The following is a 14,349-nucleotide window of genomic DNA, read 5'->3' as shown; positions in this document are numbered from 1 at the left end:
AAAGGTATTGATGTATGAAGTGGGTAACTGTTGTTTTATCCATCGCGCTTGCTTACTGCCAATACAGCCTTTGGTTTGGAAAAGGCAGTATCGGGCATACGGAAGAATTGCAGGAACAACTTTCCGTGCAGGAGGAAAAAAACCAGACGCTCACTTTGCGCAATCAGTTCCTTGCTGCGGAAGTCGATGATTTAGCGAACGGTCAAGAAGCGATTTCTGAAATTGCCCGTGTGGAATTGGGTTACGTCCAAGACGGCGAAACCTATTACCGTTTTATCGAACGCAGCCGTTAATTGCCCTGATGGGAATAAAAGGTCGTCTGAAAAAGCGTTATTCCTAAATTTTAGATATCTATAGACACCTGTTCAGACGTTTCGTACAAGCCGGTTTCTGTATACCACAGAAACCGGCTTCTATAATTTCAAAACAATATCACTCCCATCATTTCCCAAACATATGCAATCATCTATCTGTTATCAATTCATACCCGATTCCGATTCAGATATCCCATTCTCAACACGACAAAGAAATCCATCCTAGACACAAATCTTTCTATTGAGAAAAATATTGTACTTCAAATCTAAATCCGCCCCCTATTCTTTTTCTAATATGCGGTTTCCAAACGCTTTTTGCGGTACAATACCGCCCTTAAATTTTTCCTTATTTCAAAGTACAAACTGCCATGTCCAAAAAAACCAAGCAAGAATTAGAAAACAACAAACTCAACAAACGCCTGCGCCACGCCGTCGGCGACGCGATTAACGATTTCAACATGATAGAGCCGGGCGACAAAATCATGGTCTGCCTCTCCGGCGGCAAAGACAGCTACGCCCTATTAGACATCCTGCGCCAGCTCCAAGCCAGCGCGCCGATTGATTTCGAGCTGGTTGCCGTCAATCTCGACCAAAAGCAGCCGGGCTTCCCCGAAGAAGTGCTGCCGACCTATCTCGAAAGCATAGGTGTGCCGTATAAAATCGTTGAAGAAGACACCTACTCCACCGTCAAACGCGTGTTGGACGAAGGCAAAACGACTTGTTCGCTGTGCAGCCGCCTGCGCCGCGGCATCCTCTACCGTACCGCAAAAGAATTGGGCTGCACCAAAATCGCCTTGGGACACCACCGCGACGACATCCTCGCCACCATGTTTTTAAATATGTTTTACGGCGGCAAACTCAAAGCCATGCCGCCCAAACTGGTCAGCGACAACGGCGAACACATCGTCATCCGCCCGCTGGCGTATGTAAAAGAAAAAGATTTGATTAAATACGCCGAACTGAAGCAGTTCCCAATCATCCCGTGCAACCTCTGCGGCTCTCAGCCCAACCTGCAACGCCAAGTCATAGGCGATATGCTACGCGATTGGGACAAGCGCTTCCCCGGACGTATCGAGTCCATGTTCTCCGCCCTGCAAAACGTCGTCCCCTCCCATCTCGCCGACCCAGAGCTTTTCGACTTCGTCGGTTTGGAGCGCGGTCAAACCTTAAAACACGGTGGCGACTTGGCGTTTGACAGCGAAAAAATGCCTGAACGCTATTCCGACGGCAGCGAAGAAGACGAAAGTGAAATCAAAATCACCCCATCCAAACCTGAACGAAAGATCATCAACATTCTGGCAAACAAGCCGAAAACTTGCGGTTTATAGCGGAATTTGTATTTTCAGACGACCTTTGAAACGCCCTCAAGGTCGTCTGAATTTTTATATCTAAAATTCAACGTATTTGCCCGTTTGCATCAACCTAACCGTTTTCTAGAAATCCAGCATTATTCTTCCTTTTCCTGACAAGACATACAGAAACAATCCCAGCATATTTTTGCGGTTGCTTTTGCTGCGAAACAACATAAAGCACGATCCGTTATAGATAACAACAAAAGGCCGTCTGAAAACAGGTTTTCAGACGACCTTTTCGTTTTTTACCTCTCAACAACGGGTTGGATTGGAATGGGGGGATATTTAAGTAGAATGAGTGAGGAAATTTTGTAAAGGTCTCCTCATGCTGATTCTAGGAGGTAGCTGATTTTAATAGCACTTTTTTATCATTTATAAAAACAAAAGGCATCAATCCGATGCCTTTTTAATTCATTAACATGAAAAAATTAACGTTCACTTCAACGTTTAATCGATTCACGAATCACTTCTTTGGCTTACTTCAAAAATGCCGCATGATACGCAATATGCTCACCAATAAAACTGGCGATGAAGTAATAGCTATGATCGTAGCCTTTATGGAAGCGCACATCGATCGGCTGGTTTGCCGCACGACAGGTTTCGATAAAATCTTCGGTACGCAATTGTGTTGGCAAAAACTCATCTTCTAAGCCCTGATCAATGCGCATACCTTGCACTTTATAGCCTTGTTGAATGAGCGAGTTGGCATCATATTGCTGCCATTTTTCGCGATCTTTTCCTAAATAAGCAGAAAAGGCTTTCTCTCCCCAAGGCACGAGACTTGGAGACAAAATAGGCGAAAAGGCAGAAACACTTTGATAACGTTCTTGGTTTCGCAATGCCAATACCAATGCGCCGTGTCCGCCCATTGAATGTCCCATAATGGAACATTTGCCGTTGGTAGGAAAATTTTCCTCAATCAGACGGGGCAACTCGTTCAAAATATAATCATACATTTGATAATTCGTCGCCCAAGGCTGCTCGGTCGCATTAAGATAAAAGCCCGCACCTTGCCCTAAATCATAAGCAGCATCGTTCGGCACTTGCTCTCCGCGAGGGCTGGTATCGGGGGCAACCACAATCACTTGATGTTCAGCCGCATAACGCTGAAAGCCTGATTTAGTAATGAAATTTTGTTCAGTACAAGTCAAACCGGAAAGCCAATAAATCACACCAAGTGGTCGATTCTCCTGATTATCCGGCAAATAGACGGCAAATTTCATTTCGCATTGCAGCGTTTGGGCATGATGTGCCCAAACTTGTTGCGAACCGCCGAAAATTTGATGTTGTTCAATCAGTTTCATCGCGGGCCTTAGTAATGAATAACAGCGCGGATCGATTTACCTTCGTGCATTAAATCAAAGGCTTCATTGATTTGATCGAGTGTCAGTGTGTGGGTTACAAACGGTTCTAACTCGATGTCGCCTTTCATTGAATCTTCGACCATTTTCGGAAGTTCAGAGCGACCTTTCACGCCACCAAATGCCGAGCCTTTCCAAACACGACCTGTTACCAACTGGAACGGACGAGTTGAAATTTCTTGTCCTACACCTGCTACGCCGATGATAATGGATTGTCCCCAACCACGGTGTGCACTTTCTAATGCCTGACGCATTACGTTTACGTTGCCGATACATTCAAAAGTGTGGTCAATGCCCCATTTATTGATGTCTAACAACACATCTTTGATCGGTTTATCGTAATCGTTCGGGTTTAAACAATCAGTTGCACCGAAGTGTTTTGCCAACTCGAATTTTGCGGGATTGGTATCAATGGCGATAATGCGACCCGCTTTGGCTTGACGTGCACCTTGCACCACAGCCAAACCAATCGCCCCCAAGCCAAACACCGCCACAGAGTCGCCTTCTTGCACTTTTGCCGTATTATGTACCGCGCCAATACCTGTGGTAACGCCACAGCCGAGCAAACATACTTGTTCGTGGTTGGCTTCCGGGTTGATTTTCGCCAATGAAACTTCCGCAACAACAGAATATTCACTGAAAGTCGAACAGCCCATATAGTGATAGATCGGCTGACCTTGATAAGAAAAACGCGTCGTGCCGTCCGGCATTAAGCCTTTACCTTGCGTCTCACGTACCGCAACGCATAAGTTGGTTTTACCTGAACGGCAAAACTCACATTCGCCACATTCAGCGGTATAAAGAGGAATGACGTGATCACCCGGTTTTACGCTTGACACACCTTCGCCCACAGCAACGACCACACCCGCACCTTCGTGTCCAAGCACCGCAGGGAATACGCCTTCAGGATCGCTTCCTGATAATGTAAATGCATCAGTATGGCACACCCCCGTGTGGGTATTGCGGATTAACACTTCGCCTTTGCGAGGCATTTCTACATCGATTTCCACAATTTGTAAGGGTTGATTTGGGGCGAATGCTACCGCTGCACGAGATTTGATAGTTGAATTGGTTTGTTTGATTTCCATTATTTTTTCTCTTTAACTCATTAACAAAATGACTAGATGACAGCAGTTTATACTTTGGATTTCAGTCTAAAGCAAGCGTTTTTTGTAATTCTGCTCCGGCAGTAGCATGATCGACTGAAGAGCCACCATGCAATCGGCAGTTAATTAGAATGCTATCAAATATCATTTCATATTTTAAATTAATATAAAAAACAATAATATAAATTATTATATCTTTTGCATCATTTTATTTCTCGATACAATCAGCATCAAACATACAAGAAAAAACCTATAAATGTCAAATAGATATTTATGTCTATTTTTCCTAGCAACTTGTTCACAAGGAGAGCCATTATGGCCAATACATTGCATCCTTTATACTATAACGTAGCAAACAATGAATCCGTCGTCATTAAAGGCACGACCCGCGATGACGTTTTATATGGCAGTCTCGGGCATACCGTATTCTACGGCGGCTTAGGCAACGATGTTTACCACAGTAAAAATGCAGGTGACACCATCGTTGAATATGAATATGAAGGCAACGATACCGTTTACGCCGATACAAACTTTACCTTACCGACACACGTCGAAAACCTGACACTGACCGGCTACGGCAACAATTACGGTTTCGGCAACAACTCAAATAACACCCTGATAGGCAACAGTGGCAACAACCGCTTAAGCGGTGGTCGTGGTAATGACACACTACACGGCATGGATGGTAACGACCTGCTGATGGGCGGCGATGATCGCGACTATCTTTACGGAGGTAGTGGAAATGACGTGCTACAAGGAGGCGAAGGAAACGACCTGCTCGATGGTGGATACGGCAACGACACTTTAGACGGTGGCAGCGGTGCAGACAGCATGAGCGGAGGATACGGAGATGATATTTACTATGTAGATAATGTGAACGATACGGTTACTGAATGGTGGGGAGAAGGTACCGATACCATTTACAGCAGCGTTTCTTACACAGCCCCAACCAACGTCGAAAACCTGACACTGACAGGCTACGGCAACAATTACGGTTTCGGTAACAACTCCGACAATACCCTGATAGGCAACAGCGGCAACAATCGTTTGAGCGGTGGTCGTGGAAACGACACGCTGCACGGCATGGACGGCAACGACCTGCTGATGGGCGGCGATGACCGTGACTATCTTTACGGAGATAGCGGAGATGACGTGCTACAAGGAGGCGAAGGAAACGACCTGCTTGATGGTGGATACGGCAACGATACTTTAGACGGTGGCAGCGGCGCAGACAGCATGAGCGGCGGATATGGAAATGATACCTATCATGTGGACAATATAAATGATACTGTCACCGAGCGGTGGTTCGAGGGTACTGATACTATTTACAGCAGCGTTTCCTACACCGCTCCAACCAACGTCGAAAACCTGACTTTGACAGGCTACGGCAACAATTACGGTTTCGGTAACAACTCCGACAATACCCTGATAGGCAACAGTGGCAACAACCACTTAAGCGGTGGTCGTGGAAACGACACGCTACACGGCATGGACGGTAACGACCTGCTGATGGGCGGCGATGATCGCGACTATCTTTACGGAGATAACGGAGATGACGTGCTACAAGGAGGCGAAGGAAACGACCTGCTCGATGGTGGATACGGTAACGATACTTTAGACGGTGGCAGCGGCGCAGACAGCATGAGTGGTGGATATGGAAATGATATCTATCATGTGGACAATATAAATGATACTGTCACCGAGCGGTGGTTCGAGGGTACTGATACCATTTACAGCAGCGTTTCCTATACCGCTCCAACCAACGTCGAAAACCTGACTTTGACAGGTAGCAATAACATCTTCGGCATTGGCAATTATGGCGACAATACTCTGACAGGCAACAGCGGGCATAATCGCTTGAGTGGCGAAGAAGGCAATGATACCTTGTATGGCATGAGCGGTGACGACACACTGTCAGGCGGCAATGGATATGACTATCTCAACGGTGGGGACGGTGATGACTATCTTGCAGGCGGTTTAGGCAGCGACACCATCGTCACAGGTGCAGGCAAAGACACCGTCGCCTTTACTGCAGCAGATATCCGTGAAGGCAGTATCGATCGTTTAACCGACTTTAACTCTGATATGGACAAACTCGACCTATCTGCTATGCGTTCTCTGCTGAGTGGCAACAGCGCAAATTTGAGCTGGTCAGAGATGTTTGTTAGAAACCCTGCTTATTACGATGCCGACCGTTCTTATCTCGTGTTCGATTCATATCAACAAACTCTTGCTTATCGTGCGGCAGGTGCAAGCAGTAATACCGTATTTGCAAAATTCGATAGCGACCAGGCAGTATGGTTGAACGCTTCCAATATCATCGGCTAAAGATTCGCTAAAAAGAACTGACAGTTTGAAACGAATCTCCCCAAAAGAACAGATTCAAGACCAAACGCTATTGTTAACAAATTGCCCGTTCTTTCTAAGCTGATTCAATATAAAACGTCGTCTGAAAACTCAATTACAGGTTTCAGACGACGTTTTGGTTTCTAAGATCCGTGTTGTTGACATCTATAAGATCTTTCGTCGAATCAGAAGCTCTCCCTCAAACTCAAGTTTCAAATCCTAAATTGACATGGAAGAAAATTGATTTAAGCAGTTGCTTGAAACTATAGTGGATTAAATTTAAACCAGTACGGCGTTGCCTCGCCTTGCCGTACTATTTGTACTGTCTGCGGCTTCATCGCCTTGTCCTGATTTAAATTTAATCCACTATATGTTTACCAATCAATTTAAAAGGTCGTCTGAAAACCTAAGTTTCAGAGTAAAGTACATTGCGCCTATAAAAACTGCACCTTAGCGAATCTACTAAGGTGCGGTTTAATCCATTCTAAAGCGTAAAACATCATTTCAGACGACCTTCTGAGTAATGATTTCTTGAATAATCAAACAAAGTCTCAGGAAAGTATCAACTATTTTTTCCTACTTTTTATTTGAAACAGGTTCGCAACCTGTATTACCGTTTTTAGTGGTTAACTTGGCTTTGGCTGATTCAGCATCGGTACATTTGTAGGCATTGCCCAAACTGTCCATCCAGACGGAAAGTTTGTAATTCGTCCCGCTTTTCGGGGTCGCAAAAAGATAATAAGCCCTGCTGTGTTTAGCGTCCTTATCTTTCATTGCGCCGCTGAAATCATACTTAGCAGCAACTTCTGATGTAGCCTGATAGGTCTTAAAAAAACCCGCATCTCCCTCAATTTCATCTTTCATTTTGAGGGCAGGGTTTTTAACCAGTTTGGTTTTCAAGGAATTATTGATGATAACCAATTCAGCATGCGCCTGAGATTGATAGCCGCGTTCAATGTAATGGATATAGGAAGGGTAAGCGATAGTGCTGAGGATGCCGATAATAGCAATGACAATCAGCATCTCAACCAGCGTAAACCCTTGAAATTTAGTGATAGACGTATTCATGATTTTATCTATTTATTCGTTGGCTACATAAGATTGCAGCATAACTACCGTATTTTCGTTTTTTCCCCATGCTTTAGCAGTGACACGATAAATGGTACGGTTGTCGGTAGAATTGGTGCTTAGGTATTCGATGATATAGCGGGGAGGCTTTTTGGCCCCACTATTTTTATCAATCGGGTATTCTCTACCATTAACATTGATACATTCTGTTTCTTTCTTAGAATGTGAATCAAGACATTCTGCATGCTTTCTTTTCCAAGCTTCTTCAACTTTGCTCAGATCTGCCTCGCCTTTAACATCAATAATACCAGTTGGGGTAGTGTATTCTTTAATACTGAGCTGTTTGGCTCTGCAAAGCCCCTCGGAACATTGATCATTAAAAATCTGCCTGCCTTCTTCAATAGAATAAATATCGTTTTCACCTTGACGCAATGCTGCTTCCGCAAGCGTAGTAGCAAATTTATGGTCGGCATCATTAGTACTGATTCGCTGCTCAGTATTGTAGGACTGAGTTGCTGTAACAACGAGCAAGGCGATGACGATCATGATCATCAGGACGATGAATAATGCGAAGCCTTTTTGTGCAGAGGCTTTAGCAGGATGGTTTAGAGTAATCGGTCTGCGCATTTGTTTCCTCCGCGTACAGTTGCATTGATTTGATAGAGTTGAACTTTGTTTTCATCATTGCTTCCGCCTGCATTAATACTGCCGCTATTCAGCAGGAGTTCGATAGAGGCTGGGGCTTCATCACCAGACAGTGTCGAAGTATATTTAAATGTCTCATCTTTTGACTTATCCTCACCCTGCTTCTGAGCATTTCCGTCAGGAGTTGGGGCAGGGGCAGACGCAGATGCTACTTCACTTTCCTCAAATGTTTCAGGGCAGCCTTCGGTATAAAAATAATGAATACTCATACTTTCAATTCCCTTAATCAGCAACTGCGGATTACTCCACTCACCTTTGTCTGTCAGTTGGAAACGGTAAAGACCCTTTTGCCCTCCCGCAGTACCGACGACATAGGCATTCACCTCATGTTTCATGATGGAGATATTGCCTGCTTGGGAACCATCTGTCTTTAAAGCTGCTTTGCTATCAGTAATTTTCTTTCCTGGTTTGGTAATGTTTGTGCAGCTGCTGGCCACTACTGTTGCCGCGTTTGGTGATGCGGTATCTATGCCGTATTGGAAAATCAGCGCCTTACCGCTCTGTTCAAAGTCAGTCACACCTAAAGAACCTGTTTCTCTGACAGCAGGAAGCATTTTTCCACTACCTTTAAGCTTGAGAAAGTCTTTGGAGCCAGAATCAGCGATAACGGCTTGAGCATCATATGCTGACATATTGAAACAGCCGAAATTCCCAGCCATACGGGCATCACGTACGATCTGATTAGACGCGTTGCGCAAATCTTGCTGAACATTTAAGCGTGCAGTGGCAGCAGTGTTCAAACTGCGTGCAGTAAAATAACTGGAGCTGACAGCCAGCAGGACTATCATGCTCAATGCGCTTGCCACAAGGAATTCAATCAGACTGAAGCCTTGCATACCTGCTTTTACCGGAATGTGTGGGCGGTTTTTATTATTCATTATTTTTCCCTTACGCGTACTTGGTAGGTGTAAATGATAGAATCTTCATATGTTTTGACGTCACTTGCGGCTTTACCGCCTTCTAAATCTTTAAGCCATAACACCTTGATAACTGTATCATATTCCTTATTAGCTTCTATTTTTTTGACGCAATTGTCGTGAAAAGTCCCGTCATAAGTTGGTTCAGTAGAATCTTTAGGATCCTTAGTCAAACTATCCTGACATACTGAATAGTAGAACGTAGAGTCAGGAAGAGCTGCTTTCAATTCATCATGAAATTTACCAAGCTGCGCTTTAGCCAACTCTTCTTTTGTCATACTCTCTTTCAACGGCCCTTTTTTCAATGGTTCAGTAGAGGAATCACCGTATGTAGTGTAATAATCCTTATAATTCTTGCACCACCCTCTGCCATTCCTGCTATTGGTTGCCCCCTGTTTAGGGGTTGGGCATTCTACAAGCCTCGGATTAATCAGCATCCCCTCAACCAAATTTTGGGTAAGTTGCGATACGATAGTCTGTCCTTCCGCTTCGCGTACGCTGGAAACGGTACGCAGTTGGATGGCAAGCAGAGCGAGAACGCCGATTGCAAGGACAAACATGGCAACCAAAACTTCAATTAAAGTCATGCCTGATTGATATGGCTTAGAAAAACTTACCGATCTCGTTTTGGCGAATCTCGATTCGCTCGTTTTCAGACGACCTTTTGTACGTAATGTCATGGGTTTCATAGAGCTATATTTTATTGTTGGGGTTGTTTGTTGGATTTTGCTTTAGATTCTGCATATTTACAGAGATCGCGTGAATCTGACTTGGCGCAGATTTCTACTCGTCCGCTACTGTCGACCAACACAATGCTGGCACGAGACTTTTTGGTGCTTTCTGTGGTTGCGGCGGAATCGGTCATGCTGATTTTGATATAGCCGTCCGAGTAGGTAAAATCAGTTTTTTTACTGGGTTTATTGACAGAATAGCCAAAAGTACCGTTCGGTTGAAATGCCCAAAAAACAGGCTGTGAATCAGAGTCTTTGCCACCGAATTTGACATGATCAAATTGGTAGGTGACTTTATTCGCATCCTTAGCGTTTAAGACGATAGTGCGCAGGAAAATGTCCGCCCTATCATCATTGTAGTTAACATCACCACTCTTATCAGCATAGGCCAAGATGCCACTTTGATTGTATTTGGTATCACATTTATTGTCTGGAACCCCGTTTTTTCTGATTTGCACGGGACAGACATAGACAGGGAGATTGAGGCGGACTGCTTCGGCTCGTGCGAAACGCAAGAGATTTGCCACCTGTTCTGCCTGACTGGCAGCGCGGCGGGAGGCAATCCATTCGCTCATATTGGGAAGGGCGATAGTGGCCATGATGGCGGTAATAGCGATCACGACCAACAATTCGATTAAGGTAAAACCTTTTTGTTGTGCGTACATGAGTAGTAAAAACGTCTAGAGTTAAGTAATGTGTTTTATCATCCGGCTTAGAATGTTTTTATCGCCGGTAATTATGCGGTTTGGCTCATTCTAAACGATATTGGGATGAATTGCCTAATAAAATATGAAATTTGCTTGGTTTTTAGGCTGATTTGTCTCAATCTTCCATCAATGCGGATTCGGGAATGTAGGCTGCATTGTCGAATTTGGTAAATTGCCCCATCCAAGTGAGGAATACTTTCCCGACAGGACCGTTACGGTGTTTACCGATAATACATTCCGCGAGACCTTTCATGGGCGATTCTTGGTTATAGTATTCGTCGCGGTACATAAACATAATCAGGTCCGCATCCTGCTCGATGGCACCGGATTCCCGCAAGTCGGACATCATTGGGCGCTTGTCGGTGCGCTGTTCTACGGTACGGCTCAACTGCGACAAGGCAATGACGGGCACTTGCAGCTCCTTCGCCAAGGCTTTGAGGGAGCGCGAAATTTCGCCGAGTTCTGAGGCGCGGTTGTCCGAACGTCCTGATCCTGCCATTAATTGCAGGTAGTCGATCACGATCAAGCCCAACTTTCCGTTGAACTGACGCGCAAGACGACGGGCGCGGGCGCGCAATTCGAGCGCGGTCAAACCCGGTGTTTCATCGATATACATAGGCGCATCGGAAAGCTTGACCACAGCTTCATTCAGACGACCCCAATGTTCATCTTCCAACCTGCCTGTTTTCAAGACGCTCTGATCAAGCCTGCCCACGGAACCCAGCATACGCATCACCAATTGCGCGCCGCCCATCTCCATAGAGAATACGGCGACAGGCAGTTTGCCCTCTACGGCAACGTGTTCCGCAATATTGATCGAAAAGGCAGTTTTACCCATAGACGGACGACCTGCCACAATAATCAAATCGCCCGGCTGGAGACCTGAGGTTTTTTTATCCAAGTCGATAAACCCTGTCGACACGCCGGTAACTTCATCGGGATTATCGCGGGAATAAAGCATGTCGATGCGTTCGACCACTTCTTTCAAAAGCGCAGGCATTTCGAGAAAGCCCTGTTTGGATTTAGCCGTACTTTCCGCAATTTGGAATACTTTGTTTTCCGCTTCATCCAAAAGCTGCCCCGCATCCCTGCCTTGCGGATTGTAGGCGCTACGGGCGATTTCGGTACCGACTTCGGCAAGTTGGCGCATGATAGAACGCTCGCGCACGATTTCGGCATAGCGGCGGATATTCGCAGCGGACGGCGTGTTTTGCGCCAAGGTAATCAGATAATTGAATCCGCCCGCCGCCTCTAGTTCCTCATTGCGCTCCAAACTCTCTTGAACGGTAATTACGTCAGCAGGACGGCTTTCGTTAATCAGATTGGCGATGGCGCGGAAAATCAGGCGGTGTTCGTGTCGGTAGAAGTCTTCACCGGTAACCACATCGGCGATTCTGTCCCAAGCCGAATTCTCGAGCAAAAGTCCACCCAAAACAGATTGCTCCGCCTCCATCGAATGCGGCGGCAGCGACAACGCGCTGACTTCACGGTCTTCAGACGATGTATCGGGATAATCGTTCATGGCAGTTGCTCCTAGGCTAAAATGGGAATCCGCTATTATAGCGTAGTGGAAATCGGGTTGGCATTACCTTTGTTCCGACTTGCCTACCATCAAGAAATAGATAGGTCGTCTGAAAATTTTCAGACGACCTTTTTGCTATAATTCTCCATTTCCCCGAACCAAAAACAGGCGGCAATATGGAAGTCATCCAATACCCCAATTCCCCCTTCAAACTCCACCAACCCTTCCCGCCTGCAGGCGACCAGCCCACCGCCATTGCCGGCCTGCTCGAAGGGCTTTCAGACGGCCTGGCCTATCAAACCCTGCTCGGCGTAACCGGTTCGGGCAAAACCTACACCATGGCGAACGTCATCGCCCAAAGCGGCCGACCCGCCATCATCATGGCGCACAACAAAACCCTTGCCGCCCAGCTTTATGCCGAAATGCGCGAGTTTTTCCCCGAAAACGCGGTGGAATATTTCGTCTCCTACTACGACTATTATCAACCCGAAGCCTATGTGCCCAGCCGCGATTTGTTCATCGAAAAAGACAGCGCGATCAACGAACACATCGAGCAGATGCGCCTTTCCGCCACCAAAAACCTGATGACGCGCGACGACGTGATTATCGTCGCCACCGTGTCCGCCATTTACGGTATCGGCGACCCGACCGAATATCAACAAATGGTGTTGTCCGTCAAAGAAGGCGACACCATCGAGCAGCGTGACATCATCGCCACACTCGTTTCCATGCAATACGAACGCGGCGATTTGGACTTCAAACGCGGCAGCTTCCGCGTGCGCGGCGACGTAATTGACGTGTATCCCGCCGAAAGCTCCGAAAACGCCTTACGCATCAGCCTGTTCGACGACGAAATCGACCGCCTCGATATGTTCGACCCACTTTCAGGCAGCCTGCACCAGCGCGTCGGCCGCTACACCGTCTTCCCGTCCAGCCACTACGTTACCCCGCGCGACACCGTCTTGCGCGCTTGCGAATCCATCAAAGAAGAATTGCGCGAACGCATCGAATTTTTCGCCCGCGAACAACGCCCCGTCGAACAACAGCGCATCGAACAGCGCACCCGCTTCGACCTCGAAATGCTCTACGAAATGGGCTTCTGCAAAGGCATCGAAAACTACTCCCGCCACTTCTCCGGCAAAAAAGAAGGCGAACCGCCGCCCACACTGATGGACTACCTGCCCGACAATGCCATCATGTTCATCGACGAAAGCCACGTTACCGTTACCCAAATCGGCGGCATGTACAAAGGGGACGCATCGCGCAAGCAAAACCTCGTGGACTACGGCTTCCGCCTGCCTTCCGCCCGCGACAACCGCCCGCTCAAATTCCACGAATTTGAAAAAGTCATGCCGCAAACCGTCTTCGTTTCCGCCACCCCCGCCAAATACGAAGAAGAACACGCCGGACAAGTGGTCGAACAAGTCGTCCGCCCCACAGGGCTGGTCGACCCCCAAATCATCATCCGCCCCGTCGCCACCCAAGTCGACGATTTAATGAGCGAAATCAACGACCGCATCCAAAAAGGCGAACGCGTACTCGTTACCACCCTCACCAAACGCATGGCGGAGCAACTCACCGACTATTACAGCGAACTCGGCATCAAAGTGCGCTATTTACACAGCGACATTGACACCGTAGAGCGCGTTGAAATCATTAGAGATTTACGGCTCGGCCTGTTTGACGTACTCGTCGGCATCAACCTGTTGCGCGAAGGCTTGGACATCCCCGAAGTCTCCCTCGTCGCCATCCTCGACGCCGACAAAGAAGGCTTCCTGCGCTCCCACCGCAGCCTGATTCAAACCATAGGCCGCGCCGCGCGCAACGTGAACGGCGTCGCCATCCTATACGCCGACAAAATCACCGACTCCATGAAAGCCGCCATCGACGAAACCGAACGTCGTCGTGAAAAACAGATGAAATTCAACGAAGAACACGGCATCGTGCCGCAACAGATTAAAAAACAAGTCAAAGACATCATCGACGGCGTGTACCACGAAGAAGACAGCGGCAAAGGTCGTCTGAAAAGCAAAAACAAGGTCAAAGTCGGCGAAATTCACAATGAAGAAGATGCGATTAAAGAAATTGCCAAACTGGAAAAAGCCATGCAGCAGGCGGCTCGGGATTTGCAGTTTGAAGAGGCGGCTGTGTTACGGGATAGGATTCGTGGGATTAAGGAGAATTTGTTGTTTGGAGCGGAATAGTTTTGGAGTTAATTTT

General features: G+C 46.8%; 12 protein-coding genes. 4 read left to right on the top strand and 8 right to left on the bottom strand.

Going from position 1 to position 14,349, the window contains the following annotated elements; genetic code table 11:
• Positions 1 to 14: 14 nt before the first annotated feature.
• Both ftsB and ttcA read left to right on the top strand, forming a co-directional pair.
• On the top strand, positions 15 to 293 hold the full coding sequence (gene ftsB, locus H3L95_RS03090; RefSeq protein WP_003743241.1) for a cell division protein FtsB: 279 nt from the start codon (positions 15 to 17) through the stop codon (positions 291 to 293).
• A 389-nt stretch (positions 294 to 682) separates the two neighbouring features.
• Positions 683 to 1,642 (top strand): tRNA 2-thiocytidine(32) synthetase TtcA, encoded by a 960-nt coding sequence (ttcA, locus tag H3L95_RS03085; RefSeq protein WP_003756745.1) that lies wholly within the window; start codon positions 683 to 685, stop codon positions 1,640 to 1,642.
• Positions 1,643 to 2,142: 500 nt separating this feature from the next.
• Here the strand turns inward: ttcA and fghA are convergent, their stop codons facing one another.
• Together fghA and H3L95_RS03075 are read right to left on the bottom strand one after the other, a co-directional pair.
• Complete coding sequence (gene fghA, locus H3L95_RS03080) at positions 2,143 to 2,970, bottom strand: S-formylglutathione hydrolase (protein WP_003756743.1); 828 nt, start codon at positions 2,968 to 2,970, stop codon at positions 2,143 to 2,145.
• 8 nt (positions 2,971 to 2,978) lie between these two features.
• A complete protein-coding gene (locus H3L95_RS03075; protein WP_003756741.1) occupies positions 2,979 to 4,115 on the bottom strand; it encodes an S-(hydroxymethyl)glutathione dehydrogenase/class III alcohol dehydrogenase in 1,137 nt (378 codons plus the stop codon).
• Between the two features lie 333 nt (positions 4,116 to 4,448).
• Between H3L95_RS03075 and H3L95_RS03070 the strand changes: the two genes are divergently transcribed.
• Entirely contained in the window at positions 4,449 to 6,461 is a 2,013-nt protein-coding gene (locus H3L95_RS03070) for a calcium-binding protein (protein WP_182096202.1), read from the top strand.
• A gap of 594 nt (positions 6,462 to 7,055) precedes the next feature.
• Here H3L95_RS03070 and H3L95_RS03065 read toward each other — a convergent pair.
• From H3L95_RS03065 to dnaB, 6 genes are all read right to left on the bottom strand, one after another.
• On the bottom strand, positions 7,056 to 7,547 hold the full coding sequence (locus tag H3L95_RS03065) for a PilX family type IV pilin (protein ID WP_003756733.1): 492 nt from the start codon (positions 7,545 to 7,547) through the stop codon (positions 7,056 to 7,058).
• A 12-nt stretch (positions 7,548 to 7,559) separates the two neighbouring features.
• On the bottom strand, positions 7,560 to 8,174 hold the full coding sequence (locus H3L95_RS03060; RefSeq protein WP_003756730.1) for a pilus assembly PilX family protein: 615 nt from the start codon (positions 8,172 to 8,174) through the stop codon (positions 7,560 to 7,562).
• Positions 8,153 to 9,130, bottom strand: a complete 978-nt coding sequence (locus H3L95_RS03055; protein ID WP_003756728.1) for a PilW family protein — start codon at positions 9,128 to 9,130, stop codon at positions 8,153 to 8,155. The genes H3L95_RS03060 and H3L95_RS03055 overlap by 22 nt, the downstream gene beginning before the upstream one ends.
• Entirely contained in the window at positions 9,130 to 9,858 is a 729-nt protein-coding gene (gene pilV / locus H3L95_RS03050) for a type IV pilus modification protein PilV (RefSeq protein WP_052296540.1), read from the bottom strand. Before pilV ends, H3L95_RS03055 begins: the two co-directional genes overlap by 1 nt.
• An 11-nt stretch (positions 9,859 to 9,869) precedes the next feature.
• Positions 9,870 to 10,565: a pilus assembly FimT family protein gene (locus tag H3L95_RS03045; RefSeq protein WP_003756725.1), complete on the bottom strand. Its 696-nt coding sequence runs from the start codon at positions 10,563 to 10,565 to the stop codon at positions 9,870 to 9,872.
• A gap of 157 nt (positions 10,566 to 10,722) precedes the next feature.
• Positions 10,723 to 12,129, bottom strand: a complete 1,407-nt coding sequence (gene dnaB / locus H3L95_RS03040; RefSeq protein ID WP_003764236.1) for a replicative DNA helicase — start codon at positions 12,127 to 12,129, stop codon at positions 10,723 to 10,725.
• Between the two features lie 176 nt (positions 12,130 to 12,305).
• Between dnaB and uvrB the strand changes: the two genes are divergently transcribed.
• On the top strand, positions 12,306 to 14,333 hold the full coding sequence (gene uvrB / locus H3L95_RS03035; protein ID WP_003756720.1) for an excinuclease ABC subunit UvrB: 2,028 nt from the start codon (positions 12,306 to 12,308) through the stop codon (positions 14,331 to 14,333).
• Positions 14,334 to 14,349: the final 16 nt, after the last annotated feature.

It is taken from the genome of Neisseria sicca, from assembly GCF_014054945.1.
Classification (GTDB): Bacteria; Pseudomonadota; Gammaproteobacteria; order Burkholderiales; family Neisseriaceae; genus Neisseria; species Neisseria sicca.
This window is presented reverse-complemented; position numbering and strand designations above follow the sequence as displayed.